General features: G+C 66.1%; 17 protein-coding genes. 7 read left to right on the forward strand and 10 right to left on the reverse strand.

The window, feature by feature from the left end:
• The first annotated feature begins 86 nt into the window (after positions 1–86).
• Positions 87–1,160 carry a cytochrome bc1 complex Rieske iron-sulfur subunit gene (qcrA, locus tag AC1D2F_RS04640; protein WP_229993318.1) on the forward strand — a complete coding sequence of 358 codons (1,074 nt, stop codon included), beginning with the start codon at positions 87–89 and terminating at the stop codon, positions 1,158–1,160.
• Complete coding sequence (gene qcrB, locus AC1D2F_RS04645; protein ID WP_229993319.1) at positions 1,138–2,817, forward strand: cytochrome bc1 complex cytochrome b subunit; 1,680 nt, start codon at positions 1,138–1,140, stop codon at positions 2,815–2,817. Before qcrA ends, qcrB begins: the two co-directional genes overlap by 23 nt.
• A 99-nt stretch (positions 2,818–2,916) precedes the next feature.
• Here the strand turns inward: qcrB and AC1D2F_RS04650 are convergent, their stop codons facing one another.
• A complete protein-coding gene (locus tag AC1D2F_RS04650) occupies positions 2,917–3,708 on the reverse strand; it encodes a GntR family transcriptional regulator (RefSeq protein WP_229993320.1) in 792 nt (263 codons plus the stop codon).
• Positions 3,709–4,002: 294 nt separating this feature from the next.
• On the opposite strand from AC1D2F_RS04650, the gene AC1D2F_RS04655 reads away from it, so the two are divergent.
• Positions 4,003–4,296, forward strand: coding sequence for an HPr family phosphocarrier protein (locus tag AC1D2F_RS04655; RefSeq protein ID WP_229993321.1), 294 nt, complete (start codon positions 4,003–4,005; stop codon positions 4,294–4,296).
• Between the two features lie 175 nt (positions 4,297–4,471).
• Here the strand turns inward: AC1D2F_RS04655 and AC1D2F_RS04660 are convergent, their stop codons facing one another.
• The 5 genes from AC1D2F_RS04660 to AC1D2F_RS04680 form a co-directional block, all read right to left on the reverse strand.
• Positions 4,472–4,873, reverse strand: coding sequence for a cytochrome c oxidase subunit 4 (locus AC1D2F_RS04660; RefSeq protein WP_026537311.1), 402 nt, complete (start codon positions 4,871–4,873; stop codon positions 4,472–4,474).
• Positions 4,870–6,591, reverse strand: coding sequence for an aa3-type cytochrome oxidase subunit I (ctaD, locus tag AC1D2F_RS04665; RefSeq protein ID WP_476966307.1), 1,722 nt, complete (start codon positions 6,589–6,591; stop codon positions 4,870–4,872). The genes AC1D2F_RS04660 and ctaD overlap by 4 nt, the downstream gene beginning before the upstream one ends.
• A 10-nt stretch (positions 6,592–6,601) precedes the next feature.
• Positions 6,602–7,474, reverse strand: a complete 873-nt coding sequence (gene ctaC / locus AC1D2F_RS04670; protein ID WP_476966308.1) for an aa3-type cytochrome oxidase subunit II — start codon at positions 7,472–7,474, stop codon at positions 6,602–6,604.
• Positions 7,475–7,681: 207 nt separating this feature from the next.
• Complete coding sequence (locus AC1D2F_RS04675; RefSeq protein ID WP_476966309.1) at positions 7,682–8,068, reverse strand: HesB/IscA family protein; 387 nt, start codon at positions 8,066–8,068, stop codon at positions 7,682–7,684.
• Between the two features lie 172 nt (positions 8,069–8,240).
• A complete protein-coding gene (locus AC1D2F_RS04680) occupies positions 8,241–9,671 on the reverse strand; it encodes a M20/M25/M40 family metallo-hydrolase (protein WP_476966310.1) in 1,431 nt (476 codons plus the stop codon).
• A 106-nt stretch (positions 9,672–9,777) separates the two neighbouring features.
• Here AC1D2F_RS04680 and AC1D2F_RS04685 point away from each other — a divergent pair, with 106 nt between their 5' ends.
• Positions 9,778–10,377: a DUF3043 domain-containing protein gene (locus AC1D2F_RS04685; RefSeq protein ID WP_229993324.1), complete on the forward strand. Its 600-nt coding sequence runs from the start codon at positions 9,778–9,780 to the stop codon at positions 10,375–10,377.
• A gap of 102 nt (positions 10,378–10,479) precedes the next feature.
• On the opposite strand, the gene AC1D2F_RS04690 is transcribed toward AC1D2F_RS04685, so the two are convergent.
• A complete protein-coding gene (locus AC1D2F_RS04690) occupies positions 10,480–11,553 on the reverse strand; it encodes a quinone-dependent dihydroorotate dehydrogenase (protein ID WP_229993325.1) in 1,074 nt (357 codons plus the stop codon).
• Positions 11,554–11,716: 163 nt separating this feature from the next.
• On the opposite strand from AC1D2F_RS04690, the gene AC1D2F_RS04695 reads away from it, so the two are divergent.
• Positions 11,717–13,411 carry an FAD-binding dehydrogenase gene (locus AC1D2F_RS04695; protein WP_476966311.1) on the forward strand — a complete coding sequence of 565 codons (1,695 nt, stop codon included), beginning with the start codon at positions 11,717–11,719 and terminating at the stop codon, positions 13,409–13,411.
• Positions 13,412–13,446: 35 nt separating this feature from the next.
• Positions 13,447–14,418, forward strand: coding sequence for an alpha/beta hydrolase (locus AC1D2F_RS04700; RefSeq protein WP_229993327.1), 972 nt, complete (start codon positions 13,447–13,449; stop codon positions 14,416–14,418).
• A 65-nt stretch (positions 14,419–14,483) separates the two neighbouring features.
• Here AC1D2F_RS04700 and AC1D2F_RS04705 read toward each other — a convergent pair whose 3' ends face one another.
• The 3 genes from AC1D2F_RS04705 to leuA form a co-directional block, all read right to left on the reverse strand.
• Positions 14,484–15,335 (reverse strand): isoprenyl transferase, encoded by an 852-nt coding sequence (locus AC1D2F_RS04705; protein WP_364743505.1) that lies wholly within the window; start codon positions 15,333–15,335, stop codon positions 14,484–14,486.
• Between the two features lie 20 nt (positions 15,336–15,355).
• Entirely contained in the window at positions 15,356–16,108 is a 753-nt protein-coding gene (gene recO, locus AC1D2F_RS04710; RefSeq protein WP_229993329.1) for a DNA repair protein RecO, read from the reverse strand.
• 159 nt (positions 16,109–16,267) lie between these two features.
• Positions 16,268–18,007: a 2-isopropylmalate synthase gene (gene leuA / locus AC1D2F_RS04715; RefSeq protein WP_476966312.1), complete on the reverse strand. Its 1,740-nt coding sequence runs from the start codon at positions 18,005–18,007 to the stop codon at positions 16,268–16,270.
• Between the two features lie 253 nt (positions 18,008–18,260).
• Here leuA and AC1D2F_RS04720 point away from each other — a divergent pair, with 253 nt between their 5' ends.
• On the forward strand, positions 18,261–20,213 hold the full coding sequence (locus AC1D2F_RS04720; RefSeq protein ID WP_229993331.1) for a M13 family metallopeptidase: 1,953 nt from the start codon (positions 18,261–18,263) through the stop codon (positions 20,211–20,213).
• Positions 20,214–20,298: the final 85 nt, after the last annotated feature.

A 20,298-nucleotide genomic window follows, 5' to 3' on the forward strand; every position in this document is an offset into this window, starting at 1 on the left:
TGTAAGAATTTTCTGCTGACCCGTCAGCAGTTTGAATTGAAACCTAACTCGGCACTCGCCGAGACGAGAGAAGGATGAGGCGAATTATGGGCAACCATAGTGACGGCGGTCCGAACGACTCGGGCACCGTAGCTACGGCTGGTCAGAATGAGGTGGAGAAGTTCCAGGATCCTGGAATTCCCCCGCACCGTTTGCGCCTGGCTGACACGGACCCGAAGGCCGCCAAGAAAGCAGAACGGCAGGTAGCCCTTCTGTTCGGCATCTCGGTCGTTGGCACCTTGATATTCCTGGTGGCGTATTTCGCGATCGATCTGGGGCACGACTCCCCGATCGCCACGATCCGTCTCCAGAATGCACTGCTGGGCATCGGCACCGCATTCGCGATGCTGGGCATCGGCACCGGTATCGTCCACTGGGCCAAGGCACTTATGCCGGACCACGAGGTCTCGGAAGAGCGCCACGCGATCCGCACCGAGGAAGACCGCCAGGCTGCCGTGCGCATCGTCGATGACATCGTCGAGGAAACCGGTATTAAGCGCCGGCCACTGATCCGCAACACCCTGCTCGGCGCCGTCGCCCTCGCCCCCCTGCCGGCCTTGGCCATCTTTGGTGACCTCGGCCCCCGGCCGGACGACAAGCTTGCCCACACCCTGTGGGCACCGGCCCCGGACGGCAGGCTCAAGCGGCTGGCCCGCGACCCGGATGGCACACCCATCAAGGCCGCGGACGTCACCATGGGCTCTGCGTTCCACGTCATCCCCGAGGGTCTGAACGAACTGAGCGAAGGAAAGCTGAACGAGAAGGCCAAGTCGGTCGTCCTGCTCATGCGTCTTGACCCCGAGTTGCTCAATCCCTCCCCTGGCCGCGCAGACTGGGCCTACAACGGAATCGTTGCCTACTCGAAGATCTGCACCCACGTTGGTTGCCCTGTTGCCCTGTACGAACAGCAGACCCACCACCTGCTGTGCCCGTGCCACCAGTCAACCTTCGACCTGACTCAGCAGTGCAAGGTTATCTTCGGCCCTGCCAGCCGCCCTCTCCCCCAGCTGCCTATCGCAGTGGACTCCGAGGGCTACCTTGTCGCCACGAGCGACTTCCATGAACCCGTCGGACCGACCTACTGGGAGCGTGAGCAGCATGTCCTCGAACGCAACGCCTGATGCCTCTGTCTTCGTCGCCAAGACGTCGGGCGGCCGCATCACCGACTTCGTCGACCAGCGTGTTGGCGGCTCCGGAATCCTCCGCGAATTCGGCCGGAAGGTTTTCCCGGACCACTGGTCGTTCATGTTCGGCGAAGTGGCGCTCTATTCCTTCGTCATCCTGCTCCTCTCGGGCACGTTCCTGACGTTCTTCTTCGACCCGTCCATGGCGGAGACGCACTACGCGGGTTCGTACACACCGCTGAAGAACGTCGAAATGTCCGTGGCGTACAGTTCCTCCCTGAACATCTCCTTTGATGTCCGCGGTGGGATGTTCATGCGCCAGGTACACCACTGGGCAGCCCTGCTGTTCGTCGCGTCCGTGTCCGTGCACATGCTCCGTGTGTTCTTCACCGGCGCATTCCGTAAGCCCCGCGAACTGAACTGGGTGGTGGGCAGCGTCCTGCTCATCCTGTCCATGGCCGCAGGCTTCACCGGCTACTCACTCCCCGATGACCTGCTCTCCGGCAACGGCCTGCGCATCATCGACGGCGTCATCAAGTCCATCCCGGTCATCGGCACGTACACCTCGTTCTTCCTCTTCGGCGGCGAGTTCCCGGGCACCATGATCATCAGCCGCCTGTACATGCTCCACATCCTCCTGGTTCCCGCGCTCATCCTGCTGATGATCGTGATGCACCTCTTCATGGTGGTTGTGCACAAGCACACGCAGTACCCCGGCCCCGGCCGCAATGACGGCAACGTCGTCGGTTACCCCCTGGGACCTGTTTACGCGGCGAAGGCCGGCGGCTTCTTCTTCATCGTGTTCGGTGTCGTTGCCATCATGGCGGCGTTCTTCACCATCAACCCGATCTGGAACTACGGCCCGTACGACCCCTCCCCGGTTTCTGCAGGCACGCAGCCTGACTGGTACATCGGCTTCGTTGACGGCGCCCTGCGCCTGATGCCGGGCACGATCGGTGACTGGAAGGTCGAGCAGGTGTGGTTCGGCTACATGTTCACCTTCAACGTGCTGCTGCCGGCCCTCGTCCCCGCGGGCATCCTCTTCACCGTCATGTTCGCCTACCCGTGGATTGAACGCTGGATCACCAAGGACAACCGCGAGCACCACGTCCTGGACCGTCCCCGCAATGCTCCTACCCGTACGGCAATCGGCATGGCCGGTTTCGTTTGGTACTGCGTCATGTGGGCAGCCGCCGGCTCGGACCTCATCGCCACCCACTTCCACGTGGCCCTGAACGATGTGACCTACTGGCTGCGCGCGCTGTTCTTCATCGGCCCGGTTATCGCCTTCATCGTCACGAAGCGCGTTGCCCTGGCGCTCCAGCGCAAGGACCGCGAGATTGCCCTGCACGGCCGCGAAACCGGCCGCATCGTGCGCCTGCCGCACGGAGAGTTCATCGAGGTCCACGCCCCGCTGGATGAATACAAGCGCTACAAGCTGGTCGGCTTCGAGTCGCCGGCCCCGCTGCCCGCGGTGCCGAACGAGCACGGCGTCGTGGACCGCAAGGAAAAGCGCCGCGCGAAGCTATCACGCTGGTTCTTCGAAGACCGGGTTGCCCCGGCCACTCCCGCAGAACTGGAGGCCGCTCACGGCCACCACGGCGCCCACGAGGCCGTCGAGGCGGCAGAGTCTCAGAAGACGCTGAGCCACTAAGCAGCACCAAGCAAGACAGCTAGACAGGAAGGCCCGGTCCCCTTGGGGACCGGGCCTTCCTTTGTTTCTGCTGCCTATCGAACAGCTGCGTTGTTGTGGCTACGGACGGTACCCCGAGGCGTAGTTGCGGGTGGGCCGGACGCCGGGGCGCTGCAGGGGCACCCAGAGCTTGTAGCGGTCAGCCCGGTAATAGGACACGGAGTAGTCCACCATGGCGCGGGCCACGAACGCATGGCGCTGGATCTTCAGCAGCGGAGTTCCAACCTCGACATTCAGGAGCCGGGCTGTCGACGGGGATGCGGCCGTCGCCTCGATCATGTCCTCCCCCCATTCCATCACCAGCCCGTAGCGTTCGCTCAGCACGTTGTAGAGGGATGTGGGCGGCTCGCCGTCGAGCAAGCCGGGGACCCGGTGGGCCGGGATGAAGTTCTCGTCCACGCTCATTGGCTCACTGTCGGCCAGCAGGAGGCGCCGGAACCGGACCAGGGGCGTCCCCTCCTCCAACTGCAGCTCCCGGGCCAGGAAGGCGCTGGCGCTAATCTGCTCAAAGCTCAGCACTTTGGCGGCCGGGACCATGCCGCGGCGCTGCATCTCTTCGCTGTAGGAGGTCAGCTTTACCTGGAGATCCAGTTTGGGTTTGCGCACGAACGTGCCCAGCCCAACGACGCGCTCGATGACTTCCTCGCCCACGAGGGCATCGATTGCCTGGCGGACGGTCATCCGGGCAAGGCCGAAGCGCTGGGCGAGGTCTCGTTCGGACGGCAGCGCGGATCCCGGCGGGCAGGCGGCAGCGATGTGCGCCCGCAGGATTTCCCGGAGTTGCACGTAGATCGGCACCCCGCTCTGACGGTCGATCTCGCCGATCATCTTGGATGCGTTAGAGGACGCCATGGTTCAGCCTCCGATTGGGGCACGACGCGGGAAAAACACTCATATCTCAAGGGTAAGCCCGCGGCCCGGCAGGTCTAGACCACTGTCGACTCAAGTCGTGCGGGCCCCGCCCCCGCGGCTACCCTTGAAGTTGCAGACCGGAACCGGGGCAATGGCGCCCGCCCAGTCTGCTGGAACGCCAGTTCTGGGCACGCCTGCCTAACCGGACGCCTGCCGTAGGGAACAGCCCGTCCCGCAGCACCACCTATAGACCAGCACCACCTACTGAACCAACACCAGCATGAGGGAGTCCCGTTGCCAGTTCGCAAGGCAATTGTCACGGCCGCCATCGGCCTCCACGCCCGGCCGGCGGCAGTATTTGTCCGGGCCGTCACGGCCACCGGCCTCCCGGTGACCATCAGCAAGGACGGCAGGCCCGGCGTCGACGCCCGCTCGCTGCTGGAGGTCATGACGGAAGACTTTGAGTGTGGCTGCGAAGTGGAACTGGCCGTCGCGGCGGAGGCCCTCCCGGCGTTCTGCAGCCTTTCGGAGGCCGAGGGTGCGCTGGAGGACCTCCGGATCCTCCTGGAGTCGGCAGCCGCAGCCTGAGCCTTCCAGACCCGCACCGCACCAGGCTCCCGCACAACACGCCCGCGCAGCAGGCGCACTAGACCCGCGCAGGCGCGCGCCGCACCCCGTACTGGGGCACAAACGACGGCGGGCCCCACCAATGGTGGGGCCCGTCGTCGTGCAATCTGAATTTTAGTCCGGGTGGACGTGGCCGCTAGTGCGCGTGGTCACCGCGGCTGTACTCGTAGACCCAGCCGACGAGAGCCACTACTGCCATTCCGCCGGCGATGAAGACGATCCACCAGCCCACGGCCAGGCCGAGGAACCCGGCGGCGCAGGACAGGCCGAGCATCAGCGGCCACCAGCTCCAGGGACTGAAGTGTCCCTGTTCGCCGGCGCCTTCGTGGATTTCAGCGTCGTTGCGGTCCTCGGGGCGCATGCCCACGCGGCGGCCGGTGAAGCCCAGGTAGGCGCCGATCATGCCGGCGAGCCCGCCAACCAGCAGGATGGCCAGCGCGCCCACCCATTCGGTCCAGTTAGTCAGGTAACCGTAGATGAATGCCACCGGCACGAAGAAGAAGACGCCGTAGCCAAAGATCCTTGATTCGATTTTCACTTGGCAGTGTCCTTCTGGTCGGCGTTACCGAGGACCGCTGCTGCTGGAGCAGGCGAATCCGCGGTGTAGGACAGGGAGAGCTCCGGGTGGTGCAGGTCCAGGGCAGGACGCTCGGAGCGGATGCGGGGCAGGGACGTGAAGTTGTGGCGCGGCGGCGGGCAGGACGTGGCCCACTCGAGCGAGGCACCGAAGCCCCACGGGTCATCAACTTCAACGCGCTCGTTGCTGCGCCAGGTGATGTAGACGTTCCAGAAGAACGGAATCAGCGAGGCGCCGAGGACGAACGAGGCGATGGTGGAGAACTGGTTCATCCACGTGAAGTTGTCCTGCGGCATGTAATCGGCGTAACGGCGGGGCATGCCCTCGACACCCAGCCAGTGCTGGATCAGGAAGGTGCCGTGGAAACCGAGGAACAGCATCCAGAAGTGGATCTTGCCGAGGCGCTCGTTGAGCATCTTGCCGGTCCACTTGGGCCACCAGAAGTAGAAGCCGGCGAACATGGCGAACACGACAGTACCGAAGACCACGTAGTGGAAGTGCGCCACCACGAAGTAGGAGTCCGAGACGTGGAAGTCCAGCGGCGGCGAGGCCAGGATGATGCCGGTGAGCCCACCGAAGAGGAACGTCGCCAGGAAGCCGATGCTCCACAGCATGGGCGTCTCAAAGGTGATGGAACCGCGCCACATGGTGCCGATCCAGTTGAAGAACTTCACGCCGGTCGGAACGGCGATGAGCATCGTCATGAAGGAGAAGAACGGCAGCAGGACCGAGCCGGTGACGTACATGTGGTGTGCCCACACGGTCACAGACAGGGCAGCGATGGAGATGGTCGCGTAGACCAGGCCCTTGTAGCCGAAGATCGGCTTGCGGCTGAAGACCGGGAAAATCTCAGAGACGATGCCGAAGAACGGCAGCGCGATGATGTAGACCTCAGGGTGGCCGAAGAACCAGAAGAGGTGCTGCCAGAGGACGGCACCGCCGTTCTCAGGATCGAAGATGTGCGCACCAAAGCGGCGGTCGGCACCGAGGGCAAACAGCGCGGCGGCCAGCGGCGGGAAGGCCATCAGGACCAGGATGGAGGTCACAAGGGCGTTCCAGGTGAAGATCGGCATCCGCCACATGGTCATGCCCGGGGCGCGCATGCAGATGATGGTGGTGATGAAGTTGACCGCACCAAGGATGGTGCCGAAGCCGGAGAGCGCCAGGCCGAAGACCCAGAGGTCACCGCCCACGCCGGGGCTGAACGTCGTGTTGGACAGCGGCGCGTAAGCGAACCAGCCGAAGGACGCGGCACCCTGCGGGGTGATGAAGCCGGATACGGCGATCGTGGAGCCGAAGAGGAAGAACCAGAAGGCCAGTGCGTTCAGTCGCGGGAACGCGACGTCGGGGGCACCGATCTGCAGCGGCATGATGACGTTGGTGAAGCCGGCGAACAGCGGCGTCGCGAACATCAGGAGCATCACGGTGCCGTGCATGGTGAACAGCTGGTTGTACTGCTCTTTGGTCTGCAGTATCTGCATGCCGGGCTCGAAGAGCTCGGCACGGATCAGCAGAGCCATGATGCCGCCGAAGCAGAAGAAGATGAACGACGCGATCAGGTACATGTACCCGATCGTTTTGTGGTCGGTCGAGGTGATCCAGTTGACGACGATGCGTCCCTTGGACTTCGGTACAACGGGAGCCTCGAGGGTCCCGGCGGATTGAGTGTAAGTTGCCACGTCGCTCCCCTTACTTGGTTTCGGTCGGGGCCGGGTTGCGGTCGTACTCTTCACCGAGCAGGCCGGTGTTCCCGTCCTGGCGCAGCTTGTTCATGTGCGCCTGGAACTCCGACTCGGAGACAACCTTCACGCGGAACAGCATTTCGGAGTGGTACTCGCCACAAAGTTCGGCGCACTTGCCGTCGTAGGTGCCCTCCCGGGTGGGAGTCAACCGGATGTAGTTGGTCTTGCCGGGAATCATGTCCCGCTTCTGCAGGAAGGCCGGCACCCAGAAGGAGTGGATGACGTCGCGTGCGTTGAGCTCGAGGTCAACGGACTTGTTGACCGGCAGGTAAAGGGTGGGCAGCTTTTCCTTGTCCACGTCGTTACCGGTCAGGTGCGCCTGGACGCCTGCTTCGTGGACGTCCTCAGTGACGACGTCGCCCTTCAGGTAGTTGAAGTCCCATGCCCACTGCTTGCCGCGGACGTCGACGACGACGTCGGCCGGCTGTGAGCGGTCATCGATCGATGCCTGGTCGCGGTCGGTGAAGTAGAAGAACACCAGGACCATGAACAGCGGGATCRTCAGGTAGAACACTTCAAGCGGAAGGTTAAAGCTGTTCTGGCGGGGGAAGCCCACGGTGCCCTTGCGGCGGCGATAAGCGACGACGCACCAGATCATCAGGCCCCAGGTGATGATGCCGACGACCAGCGCGGCAATCCATGAGTTGACCCAGAGGTCCATGATGAGGTCAGTGTGATTGGTGGTGCCACGCTCGGTGGGCAACCAGCCCTTCTGTACCTCTGGTGAACATCCAGTCAAAGCCAACGCGCCGGCTAGTGCCAAGCCAGTGATCGTAGTGATCTTTTTGCGTCGGCTGCCGGTTCGGTTCTGCGAACTCACAGACGGCCCTTCCTACTTGTTGCTGTTGCCCCGCAGATTACGGGCAGGGCAAACGAAAAGTTTTACTACTCGGTGTAGAGCTTACCGCTCTCCAGGAGTTTTCGCCCACATGTCCGCACCGTGCGTCGGGAGCTTTTTGCCGGTGCCGGTCGTTGAGGATCCTGCGGCACTGAGGCCGGGCAAAATGCCCGGCCTCAGTGGAAGGAATTAGTGGAAAGAATCTCCGCAGGCGCAGGACCCGCCGGCATTGGGATTGTCGATCGTGAAGCCCTGCTTGGCGATGGTGTCCTCGAAATCGATGCTGGCACCGCTGAGGTAAGGAACACTCATCTTGTCGACGACGACTTCAACGCCGTCGTAGTCGCGCACCGCGTCCCCGTCGAGCAGCCGCTCGTCGAAGTAGAGCTGGTAGATCAGGCCGGAGCAACCGCCAGGCTGCACGGCAACGCGGAGGCGCAGATCGGTGCGGCCTTCCTGCTCCAGGAGGCTGCGGACCTTTCCGGCCGCGACGTCGGTCAGCTTGACCTCGTGCGTGGCCAGCTCGCCGGCCTGGGCGGTGGTGTCGGCGCTGTTTTCATTGGTTGTAGTGCTCATGGCCTACCTTCTTGCAACGGTGGTGGCGGCCCCGCTAGCACGGTGCCCGCCCCTACTTAAACGGTATGGGCTATAGCTACATGCTACTTCGCGCAGCCTTCTAGCTCTAACTTCTGACGTAACCGTGTGAGACGGCTGGATGTTCCCCCCGGGGGCCGGAGGGGCCGGGCGGCTAGAGCGCACCTTCGTCGTTGAGGCGCGCGAGCAGCAGGGCCTCGGCGACGATCGCGTTCCGGAAGTCGCCCAGGTGCAGCGATTCGTTGGCGCTGTGGGCCCGGGAATCGGGATCCTCGACGCCGGTGACCAGGATCTGCACGTCCGGGTAGAGCTCGGTCAGATCCGCGATGAACGGAATGGACCCGCCGATCCCCATTTCGACGGCGGGTACGCCCCAGGCCTCGCCCAGCGCCCACATGGCCACGGACGCGGCCTTCGAGCTGGTGTCCGTCAGGAAGGAGTTGCCGCTCTCCCCCGGGGTGAACACCACCTGCGCGCCGAACGGCGCGTTCTCCTCGACGTGCTTGCGGACAGCATCCATGGCGGCTGCGGGGTCCTGCCCGGGGGCCAGGCGCAGGCTGAACTTGGCCCGGGCCCGCGGCAGCAGGGTGTTGGAGGCTACGTCCACGGCCGGGGCGTCAAAACCGATGATGGACAGGGCCGGCTTGGTCCACATGCGCGAGGCAATGCTCCCGGTCCCGGCGAGCTTCACGCCGTCGAGCACGGAGGCATCGGCGCGGTACTCCTCCTCGGTGAGGTCGACCACCACGTCGTCGCGGCTCACCAGGCCCTTGATCGCGACGCTGCCCTCGTCGTCGTGGAGGGTCGCGATCAGGCGGGCCAGCAGGGTCGGCGCGTCCAGCACCGGGCCGCCGAACATGCCCGAGTGCACCGCGTGGTCCAGGACCTTGACCTCGATGGTGCCGTCCACCAGGCCGCGCAGGCTGGTGGTCAGGGCAGGAATGCCCACCTTCCAGTTGCTGGAGTCGGCCACGACGATCACGTCGGAGCGGAGAAGCTCGCGGTGCGTCTCGAGGAACTGCCGGAACGTTGGCGAGCCGGCCTCTTCTTCGCCCTCGAAGAAGAACGTCACGCCGAGGCCCAGCTCGTCTCCGAGCACGCGCGTCACGGCCGAGTAGGCGGCGATGTGGGCGAGGATGCCGGCCTTGTCATCGGCGGCACCGCGGCCGAAGAGCCGCCCGTCGCGTTCGACGGCGGTGAAGGGGTCGGTTTCCCATAGCGCCAGATCACCCGTGGGCTGGACGTCGTGGTGGGCGTAGAGCAGAACTGTCGGCTTGCCCTCGGCAGCTGGACGGCGCGCGACGACGGCGGGGCCGCCGGGTGTCCCGTCTTCCTTGTCGCAGCGCAGGATCCGCACGTCGTCGAAACCGCTGGCCCGCACGAGGGCGGCGACGGCGTCGGCGCTGCGGTTCAGCGGGGCAGGATCAAAGCTTGGCCAGGCGATGCCCGGAATGGCAACAAGGTCCGTCAGCTGGCCGATCGTTTCGTCGAACGATTCGGCAACGGCCTGGCGGAGGGCCTCGGCATCGATGGTGCCGTCGTGGTCCATAGTGGTCAGCGGGTTCCTCGCGGTTGATGAAGTCATGGCCAAAAGACTACCCGTGCGCTGGATCACGACAAACAGCATCGTCGCCGGGCCTGCGCCGTGTGGGCTGGGTCTCGGACCCGTGTCTGCGGGGTATTCTTTAGGGGTGTTTGGACGTAAAAAGGAAGCGCCATCGGCGCAGGAAATAGTTGACCAGCAGGCAGCCGAGGCAGCAGCCCGGGGCACCGTGACCGGCAAGGGCGCACCCACGCCCAAGCGCAGCGCCCAGGTAGCGGCCCGCAAGCGGCCCCTCGTGCCGGAGGACCGCAAGGCCTCCAAGGCGGCCGAGCGCGCCGCCGTCGCGGAGCAGCGGCTCAAGATGCGGCAAGCCATGGACAGCGGTGACGAGAAGTTCCTGCCCTTGCGCGACAAGGGTCCGCAGAAGCGTTTCGCCCGTGATTACGTCGATGCACGCTTCAGCCTGGGCGAGTACCTCATGTTCGGTGCCCTGCTCTTCGTCATCATCTCGCTGCTCGTGCCGGCCTCCAGCGCGCAGATGGTCTACGTCCTGGGCGGCTTCTGGGTCATGTTCCTCGCGGTCTTCGTGGACGTCTTCATCCTMTCCCGCAAACTCAAGAAGCGTCTTGGCGAAAAGTTCGGCGACGTCGAGCGCGGCACCGTCTGGTACGGCTCCATGCGCTCCCTTCAGTTCCGCCGCCTGCGCCTGCCCAAGCCCCAGGTCAACCGCGGCCAGTTCCCCGTCTGACATTCCCTCCCAGTCGTCTTCAAACGAGAAGCCCCCGGCAGTCATCTGCCGGGGGCTTCTCGTTTGCTGCGATCTGTCCGGGGCCTGATCGCCCCGTGATGCCTAGCGCCGGCTCGGGTGCATGGCCAGCAGCCGGTTGATCCGGGCGGCCCAGAAGGGTCCCTCGTAGAGGAATGCCGTGTAGCCCTGGACGAGGGTGGCGCCGGCGTCCAGCCGTTCCTGCACATCCTGCGCGGTTTCGACACCGCCCACTGAGACGAGCGTCAGCGCTCCGCCCGTCACGGACTTGAGCCGGGCCAGGACATCCAGGGACCGTTGCTTGAGGGGCGCGCCGGAAAGGCCACCGGCCCCGCACGCTTCAACCTTGTCCGGGCTGGAGACGAGCCCGGTGCGGGCGATCGTGGTGTTGGTTGCGATAATGCCGTCCAGTTTGAGGTCCAGCGCCAGGCGCGCGACGTCGTCGATGTCCTCATCGCTGAGGTCAGGCGCGATCTTGACCAGGAGGGGAACGTGGCGGCCGGCGGCCTTGTCCGCTTCCTCGCCCACTGCGGTCAGCAGCGGGCGCAGCGTCTCCACGTCCTGAAGCAGCCGGAGGCCGGGCGTGTTGGGCGAGCTGACGTTCACCACCAGATAGTCGGCGGCCGGGGCCAGGCTGCGCGCACTGATGAGGTAATCGGACACCGCATCTTCGAGCCCAACCACCTTGCTCTTGCCGATGTTCACCCCGATCACGGGCCGCACGCCGGGCTGGTGGCGCTGCAGGGCGGCGCGGGCGGACTTCAGGCGCGGGGCCACCGCCGCGGCGCCGTCGTTATTGAACCCCATCCGGTTGACGACGGCCCTGTCCTCCACGAGGCGGAACAGCCGCGGCGCCGGGTTCCCGGGCTGGGCCTGACCGGTGATCGTGCCGACTTCCACATGGCCGAAGCCGAGCTCGGTCAGCGCCTCGATGCCGTGGCCTTCCTTGTCGAAGCCGGCAGCGAGTCCGAACGGGGAGGGGAAGGTCAGGCCGAACGCCTGGGTCTGCAGGGATGCTGCGGGGGCCGTGACCTTCTGCAGCAGCCGCCCGGCGCCGCAACTGTGGGCGAGCCGGATGGCCTTGAAACCGATCTTATGGGCGCGTTCGGCGTCCATCCATGAGAAGGCCAGCCGGAAGAATGTGGGATATACGCGCATGCCTCTAGTTTTCCGGTTCGGGCCGCGCAGACCAAACCAGCGCTCGGGCGGACGCCCGTTGTGACTGCGGTTGTGACTGTCGGTGTGACTGCGGTTGTGACTGCGGCGCCCAGCGCCGTGGACCCGGCGGCCGAACAGCGCCGGGGAGAGTTAGCATGAAGCCATGACCAGCAATGATGGTGTCGGAACGGACGGCCGCGGGGCGCCGGCGCGCGGGATCGAGGCCGATGTCGTGGTGGTCGGGGCGGGCCTGGCCGGGCTCGTCGCGGCGGCCCAGGCCTATGCCGCCGGCCGGCGGGTGGCCGTGCTCGATCAGGAACCCGAGGCCTCCGTCGGCGGCCAGGCGCACTGGTCCTTCGGCGGCCTCTTCCTGGTCAACTCCCCGGAACAGCGGCGGCTCGGGGTGCGGGACAGCGAAGAACTGGCCCTCACCGACTGGCATGCGTCCGCAGGATTCGACAGGCCGGCGGACGCGCTGGCGAAGGAGTGGGCGGCGGCGTACGTGAACTTTGCCGCCGGGGAGAAACGTGCGTGGCTCGCGTCGCTGGGCGTCCGGCTGTTTCCCTTGGTGCAGTGGGCCGAACGCGGCGGCTACGGCCCGGACGGCCACGGCAACACTGTCCCGCGCTTCCATGTCGCATGGGGCACGGGACCTGCCCTGGTGGCTCCCTTCCTTGCCAAACTGCGCGAGGGCGAAGCCGCCGGGCGCGTGTCCTTTCATTTCCGACACCGCGCCACTGAGCTTGTGAAAACCGCGGGCCGGGTGAGCGGCGTGCGCGGCGAACTGCTCGAGGCCAGCAGCGCGGGGCGGGGCGAAAGATCCTCAAGGCGCCCGGCAGGCAGTTTCGAGGCCATGGCCGCGGCGGTGGTGGTGACGAGCGGCGGGATCGGCGGCAACCACGATTCGGTCCGCAGGCAGTGGCCCGGCGGCATTGCGCCGGAGCGGATGCTGAGCGGCGTACCCGCTTCCGTGGACGGGGACTTCCTGCAGGCCGTGGGTCGGGCCGGCGGGAACCTCATCAATGGCGACCGGATGTGGCACTATCCGGAGGGCATCCACAACCATGCCCCGGTCTGGCCGCGGCACGGCATCCGGATCCTGCCCGGGCCGTCGGCCCTGTGGCTGGACGCTACGGGGCGGGCCCTCCCCCCTCCCCTGTTTCCCGGATTCGATTCCCTCGGCGCCCTCCGCCACATTCTGGCCACCGGACATGCCCATTCCTGGTTCGTCCTCAACAGGACCATCGCCCTGAAGGAGTTCGCCCTGTCCGGATCAGAGCAGAACCCGGATCTCACGGGCAAGGATGTCCGCCTGCTGGCCGCCAGGCTGAAGCCCGGCAGCGACACGCCGCTGCAGCGTTTCCTGGACCGCGGAGTCGACTTCCTGCAGGCGGACAACCCCGCCGGGCTGGCCGGCCAAATGAACGAATTGACTGGCGGACAGCTCATTGACCCCGGGACCCTGGACCAGCTGATCCGCGACCGGGACCGGCAGTTTTCCAGCGGGCTGGGCAAGGATCCGCAGCTGGCGGCCATTCGGGCCGCGCGCCGTTTCGCCACCGACAAGCTCATGCGGGTGGCGCCACCGCACCGGCTGCTGGATCCGCGCCACGGTCCGCTGCTTGCCGTCCGGCTCTCCGTCCTGACACGCAAGAGCCTCGGCGGCCTGCACACGGATCTGCAGTCGCGGGTCCTGGACGTGACCGGGCAGCCCGTACCCGGGCTGTTCGCCGCCGGTGAAGCCGCAGGGTTCGGCGGCGGCGGAATTCACGGCTACCGGGCCCTCGAGGGGACATTCCTGGGCGGGTGCCTCTTCTCCGGACGTTCGGCCGGCCGCTCCGCGGCGTCCGCAGCATAGTCAGCGGCGCAGGCAACAGCGCAGGAGGAAAGTCGATGCAGTGGCGGACCGACATACTGGGGGATGATTTCCAGGCGTGCGCCTTCGAGGCCACCGGACCTGACGGCGTGCTGCGCACGGCCACCCTGGTCCGCCATACCCCGCTGGGACCGGCACCATCTGCCCTGCCGGCCCGGGCCGTGCTGTTCCTGCACGGCTGGAGTGACTACTTCTTCAACGAGGAACTCGCGGAATTCTGGGCCCGGCAGGGATTTGAGTTCTTCGCACTCGACATGCACAACCACGGCCGCAGCCTGCGGCCGGGCACCCACGGCGGCTACGTCGCGGACCTGGACAACTACGACGCCGAAATCACAGCAGCGATCGGCATCATCGGCTCGCTCCGGCCGGCCGGCGCGGCGCCGCGGCTGATACTCATGGGCCACTCCACCGGCGGCCTCATCGCGGCGCTGTGGGCCGACCGGCACCCGGGGGTGGCATCGCAGCTGGTTCTGGACAGCCCGTGGCTGGAGGTCCACGGCAGCCCCGCCCTGCGCCGGGCCGCGCGGACCATGGTGGAGCCGTTCGCCCGGTTCTGGCCAGAGTCGGTGATCCGGCTGCCAGAGCGTGCCTTCTACTGGCGCAGCATCAGCAGCGCGGCGGAGGGCGAATGGGCGCTGGACGATGCCTACCGTCCGCCGCATGCCTTTCCGGTCCGTGCCGGCTGGCTCAGCGCCGTGCTGAGCGGTCAGTCCAAGGTGGCGCGCGGCCTGAACATCGATGTGCCCATCCTCGTGCTGATTTCGGGCGCCAGCGCCAACGGGATGTTCTGGAAGGAGTCCATGCGCCGCACCGACGCGGTCCTCGACGTGAACACGATCGCCCTACGAGCGCTTAGCCTGGGCCGGACCGTCACGCTGGAGCGGATTGACGGGGCCCTGCATGACGTCTTCCTCTCCGCACCCCGGGTCCGCGCGGACGCCTATGCCCGGCTGTCCCGGTGGCTCAGGGCGTACGTATTCGGCTGACGCGAACTAGGCGCCGGCGGCAGCGGCCCGCCTCCGGCAGGCAGAGGCCCGGTCCGGCCGGCCGGTCAGGTGCCCTGATTGCCTGCGACGGGAGCGGCGTCGACCGCTCCTCCGTAGCGGCGGTCCCGCTGGGCATAGATCTCGACGGCGTCCCACAGCGTCCGGCGGTCCACGTCCGGCCACAGGGTGTCCATGAACACGAACTCGGCGTAGGCCGACTGCCACAGCATGAAATTGGACAGCCGCTGCTCGCCGGAGCTGCGCAGGAACAGGTCAACGTCGGGCAAGTCCGGCTCGTCCAGGAACTTTTGGATGGTCCGTTCGGTGATGGCGCCCGGTTTGAGCCGGCCCTGCGCCACTTCCTCCGCGATCGCGGCGACGGCGTCGGCGATCTCGGCGCGTCCGCCATAGTTGACACACATGTTCAAGGTGCAGGTGCTGTTGCCGCGGGTGTAGTCCTCGGCCTCTTCGAGTTCGCGGATCACCGAGCCCCACAGTTTCGGACGCCTCCCGGACCAGCGGATCCGGACCCCCCAGTCATCGAGCTGGTTCCGTTGACGGCGCAGCACGTCCTTGTTGAAGCCCATCAGGAAGCGCACCTCCTCGGGGGACCGCCGCCAGTTCTCGGTGGAGAAGGCGTATACGCTGACGTGCTCGATTCCCAGCTCGATCGCGCCGGCCATGACGTCCAGCAGGGCGGGCTCCCCCGCCTTGTGGCCCTCGATCCTCGGCAGGCCGCGCTGGTTCGCCCAGCGTCCGTTGCCGTCCATGACGATCGCTACATGCCTCGGAATGAGCTCCGCGGGAATCGCGGGCGGAACAGCGCCGGATGGATGCGGATAGGGAGCCACCACCGGGGCGGTCCGCCGCCGGACAATGGCCTGCTTCCCCTGGCTCTTCTCCAGGTTTCTTCCCAAGCTTCTTCCCAATGCCACTTTTACGTTCGCTCCACATGTTTGAGGGATTTGAGGACTCGCTCCAGGTGCCACTGAAGGTAGCTGGCCACCAGGCCGGCCGCTTCCCGGCGGTGAACGGATTCGGAGGCATCCGCCGTCGTCCAGTTCCCGGTGAGCAGGGCACCAAGCAGGACCACGGTTTCCGGGGCAGGCGCCGGGGACCCCGGCGGCCGGCACTCGGGGCAGACCATGCCGCCCAGCGGCACGGAAAAGGCCGTGTGCGGCCCGGGCGCACCGCACCGGGCGCAGTCGGTAAAGCTCGGCGCCCAGCCGCCGGTCGCAAGGGCGCGGAGCAGGTACGAATCCAGGATCAGTTCGGAGGCGTGGTCACCCCGGCTCAGGGACGCGAGTGCACCAACCAGCAGGTTGTACTGGGCGGTTCCGGCTTCGCCGTCGACGTCCGTGAGCTTCTCTGCTGTCTCGGTCATGGCGGCCGCCACCGTGTAGCGGCCATAGTCCGCCGCGATGTTTCCGCCGTAGGCGCCTTTGGCCACGGCTTGCGTGACGACGTCCAGCGTGCGCCCGGAAATCAGCTGGAGATCGGCCACCATGAACGGTTCCAGCCTGGCGCCGAATCGGCTGCTGGTGCGTCGGACGCCCTTCGCCACCGCTCGCACCTGGCCGTGGTGCTTTGTCAGCAGGGTGATGATCCGGTCGGCCTCGCCCAGCTTATGGGTGCGCAGTACGACGGCGTCATCACGGTAGGCGCGCGCTGCGAAGGATTGTTGGGCCACAGTTAATCTTCGCACTGTCTTTACGGAATCACGGCATGGGCAGCACTGCCGAGGTAAAACACTGCGCCGCCGGAGTGTTCCGGCGGCGCAGTGTGTCTCAGGTCAGTGTCTTCCGTGGCTGTGTCTGCCGTTCTGGCGGACGCCGTGCCGGCGGACGGATCAGGCGCGGGCGTCCCGAATGGCGCGGTTCACGGCCGAGATGACGGCTTTGAGGGCGGACGTGCTGGTGTTGGCATCGATCCCGACACCCCAGAGCACGCGCTCCCCCACGGCGCATTCGACGTACGCGGCGGCCAGGGCGCTGCCGCCTTCGGAGAGCGCGTGTTCGCTGTAGTCCAGGACGCGTACGTCCACGCCGTCCTCGCGCAGGATGCTCAGCAGGGCCGCGATGGGGCCGTTGCCGGTCCCGGTCCGGCGGACCTGGTTTCCGTCGACCTTCAGGGCGGCGGTCAGGGTCATGGCGCCGTCCTCGTCAGTTTCGGTGCTGATCGAGCCGAGGGCGTAGCGGCCCCACTRCGTGTCGGCCGAACCCGAGGGCAGGTATTCGTCCTGGAAGACCTGCCACAGCTGGGGTCCGCTGACTTCCCCGCCCACCGTGTCGGTCCGTTTCTGGATGACGCCGGAGAACTCGATCTGGGCGCGGCGCGGCAGGTCCAGGCTGTGTTCGTTCTTGAGCAGGTACGCGACGCCGCCCTTGCCGGACTGCGAGTTGACGCGGATGACCGCCTCGTAGCTGCGGCCAAGGTCCTTCGGGTCGACCGGCAGGTACGGGACCTGCCAGGTGTAGTCGGCCACGTCCTTGCCCGCCGCGGCCGCATCCTTTTCGAGGGCCTCCAGGCCCTTCTTGATCGCGTCCTGATGCGAGCCGGAGAACGCGGTGAAGACCAGGTCTCCGCCGTACGGGGAGCGCTCGGCCACGGGCAGTTGGTTGCAGTACTCCACGGTGCGGCGGATTTCGTCGATGTCGGAGAAATCGATCATCGGATCGATGCCCTGGACGAACATGTTCAGGCCCAGGGTCACCAGGTCCACGTTGCCGGTCCGCTCGCCGTTGCCGAAGAGGCAGCCCTCGATCCGGTCTGCGCCGGCCAGGTAGCCGAGCTCGGCGGCGGCAACGCCGGTGCCGCGGTCATTGTGCGGGTGCAGGGAGAGGATGATGCCCTCCCGGGGGTGCAGGTTCCGGCTCATCCACTCGATGGAGTCGGCGTAGACATTGGGGGTGGCCATTTCCACCGTGGCGGGCAGATTGATGATGACCTGCCGGTCCGCGGACGCCTCGAAGACGTCGGCGATCGCGTTGCAGACGCGGATGGCGTATTCCAGCTCGGTTCCGGTGAAGGACTCGGGCGAGTATTCGTAGGTGATGTGCGTATCGACGAGGGTTTCCTCGTACTTCTTGCACAGCCGAGCGCCCTGAAGGGCGATGTCCAGGATGCCGTCTTCGTCCTGGTTGAAGACCACGCGGCGCTGCAGGACGGACGTGGAGTTGTAGAGATGGACGATCGCCTGTTTCGCGCCGACCAAGGACTCATAGGTCCGCTCAATCAGGTGCTCACGGGCCTGCGTCAGCACCTGGATCGTCACGTCGTCGGGGATGTGGTTGCCCTCGATCAGCTGCCGGACGAAATCGAAGTCCGTCTGCGACGCCGAGGGGAAACCGACTTCGATCTCCTTGTAGCCCATCCGGACCAGCAGCTGGAACATCTTCAGCTTGCGGGCCGGGCTCATGGGATCGATGAGGGCCTGGTTGCCGTCGCGCAGGTCCACGGCGCACCAGCGCGGGGCCTTGGTGATGACTTTGTCGGGCCAGGTGCGGTCCGGCAGTTCAACGGTGATCTGGTCCTGGAACGGGATGTAACGGTGGACCGGCATTCCTGAGGGCTTCTGTGCGTTCTGCATTACAATCGGGGCCTTTTCTGTGGTTCTTGGTGAAAGGGTGGCCGGGCAACACAAACTCCGCAGCGAGGGTGGGCCTTGCGCTAGATCGCGTCTGAGGCCTCGCCGCGGCAGCTAAGAAGAAGCAGTTCTGCGCGCACAATTTCACAGTAACACGGGTGCGTAAGATGAAGGAGCCAGACCACCGTAACGTCCACCATGCAGACTGTGCGCCGACAAACGCTCCGGCGCCGGACTGCCTCTCAAAGGAGCATCCGTGCCACTTTCGGGAATCGACCTGTCCACCATCGACGCCAACGTCCGTCCTCAGGATGACCTGTACCAGCACGTGAATGGCGGCTGGCTCGACAGCACGGTCATTCCGGACGACCGGCCCCTGGAGGGCACGTTTACTGCGCTGCGCGACGCTTCGGAGCTCGCCGTGAAGGAAATTATCGAGCGGGCCGCCGCGCGTGGTTCCGAGGCTACCGGCATCGAGCGGAAGATCGGGGACCTGTACAACAGCTTCATGGACGAGGCGGCGGTGGAAGCCAAGGGCCTGGACCCGCTCCGCGCGCGGCTGGCGGAGGTTTTTGCCACGACGTCGGTGCCCGCACTCGTGACGCTGGCCGGACGCCTGTTCCGCGCCGATGTCTCGGGGCTTTTCTATATCTACCCCGCCCCGGACGCCGGAAACCCGGACCGGGTGCTGCTCTACACCGGCCAAGGCGGCCTCGGCCTGCCGGATGAGTCCTACTACCGGGAAGAGAAGTTCGCCCCGATGGTCCGGGCCTACCGGGAACACGTTCAGGCCATTCTGGGCCTCGCCGATGTGGCGGACGCGGAGGGCGCGGCCGGACGCGTGGTGGCGCTGGAAACTTCGCTCGCCTCGCACCACTGGGACAACGTGACTTTGCGGAATCCGCAAAAGACGTACAACCTGAAGTCAGCCGGTGAGGCCGCGGAGCTGTTCCCCCTGCTGGCCGACTGGTTCGACGCCGCCGGCATCGAGCCGGACAAGCGCGCCGAACTCGTGATGAGCACCCCAGATTTCTTCTCCGGCGCGGCCTCCCTGCTGGCCACCGAACCGCTGGCCACATGGCAGGAATGGCTCGCCATGCGCGTGGTCAGCGCGGCCGCCCCCTACCTGTCCGCGGCGTTCGTGGACGCGAACTTCGCGTTCTATGGCACCACCCTGAGCGGTACGCCGCGGATCAAAGACCGCTGGAAGCGCGGCGTCGCGGTGGTCGAGGCGGGCCTCGGTGAGGCGGTCGGCCAGATCTACGTGGCCGAACATTTCCCGGAAGGCAACAAGGCACGCATGCAGACCCTTGTCACCAACCTCATCGCGGCGTACCGGGACTCCATCCTGGGACTGGACTGGATGGGCGAGGCAACGAAGCTCGAGGCCCTGAAGAAACTGGACACCTTCCGCGCCAAAATCGGCTACCCGGACAAGTGGATCGACTACTCCGCCGTGGAGGTCGATCCCGCCGATCTGCTGGGGAACGTGGAGCGCGCGCACAGCGCCGACGTCGACCGCCACCTCGACGAGGTCGGCAAGCCCGTGGACCGCGAGAAGTGGCTCATGACCCCGCAGACGGTCAACGCCTACTACCACCCACTGCTGAACGAGATCGTTTTTCCCGCCGCCATCCTGCAGCCTCCGTTCTTCACCGCCGACGCCGATGACGCCGTCAACTACGGCGGCATCGGTGCCGTGATCGGCCACGAAATCGGCCACGGCTTCGATGACCAGGGCTCGCAGTATGACGGCAACGGCCTGCTCCGCAACTGGTGGACCGAGGACGACCGCACCGCCTTCGAGGCGCTGACCTCCCGGCTGGTGGCGCAGTTTGACGCGCTCTCCCCCACGGCCGCCCCCGGCCACAACGTCAACGGCAAGCTGACCCTGGGCGAGAACATCGGCGACCTCGGCGGCCTCACAATCGCCTACAAGGCCTACCTGATCAGCCTCGACGGGAAGGAGCCCCCGGTGCTCGACGGCCTGACCGGGGTCCAGCGCTTCTTCGCGTCCTGGGCCGCGGGGTGGCGGCAGGTCATCCGGACTGAAGAGGCCGTCCGCCGGCTGGCGACGGACCCGCACTCCCCCAACGAGTTCCGCACCAACTCGATCGCCAAGAACCTCGATGCCTTCCACGAAGCGTTCGACGTCACCGATCAGGACGGCATGTGGATGCCACCGCAGGAGCGCGTCAGCATCTGGTGACCGGCGGCTGTCAAAGCTAAAAGGGCCGGCCACGGGGTTTCCCGGGCCGGCCCTCCGTCGTTGGCGCCAGTTTGTCGCCGCAGGT

It is taken from the genome of Arthrobacter sp. P1_B3, assembly GCF_056406615.1.

Excerpts from the sequence above, each read along its gene's own strand:
- AC1D2F_RS04700 (WP_229993327.1), top strand. The coding sequence starts at position 13,447 with ATGCAGTGGCGGACCGACATACTGGGGGATGATTTCCAGGCGTGCGCC.
- AC1D2F_RS04675 (WP_476966309.1), bottom strand. The coding sequence starts at position 8,068 with ATGAGCACTACAACCAATGAAAACAGCGCCGACACCACCGCCCAGGCC.
- AC1D2F_RS04695 (WP_476966311.1), top strand. The coding sequence starts at position 11,717 with ATGACCAGCAATGATGGTGTCGGAACGGACGGCCGCGGGGCGCCGGCG.
- AC1D2F_RS04690 (WP_229993325.1), bottom strand. The coding sequence starts at position 11,553 with ATGCGCGTATATCCCACATTCTTCCGGCTGGCCTTCTCATGGATGGAC.
- AC1D2F_RS04650 (WP_229993320.1), bottom strand. The coding sequence starts at position 3,708 with ATGGCGTCCTCTAACGCATCCAAGATGATCGGCGAGATCGACCGTCAG.
- qcrA (WP_229993318.1), top strand. The coding sequence starts at position 87 with ATGGGCAACCATAGTGACGGCGGTCCGAACGACTCGGGCACCGTAGCT.
- qcrB (WP_229993319.1), top strand. The coding sequence starts at position 1,138 with ATGTCCTCGAACGCAACGCCTGATGCCTCTGTCTTCGTCGCCAAGACG.
- AC1D2F_RS04680 (WP_476966310.1), bottom strand. The coding sequence starts at position 9,671 with ATGACTTCATCAACCGCGAGGAACCCGCTGACCACTATGGACCACGAC.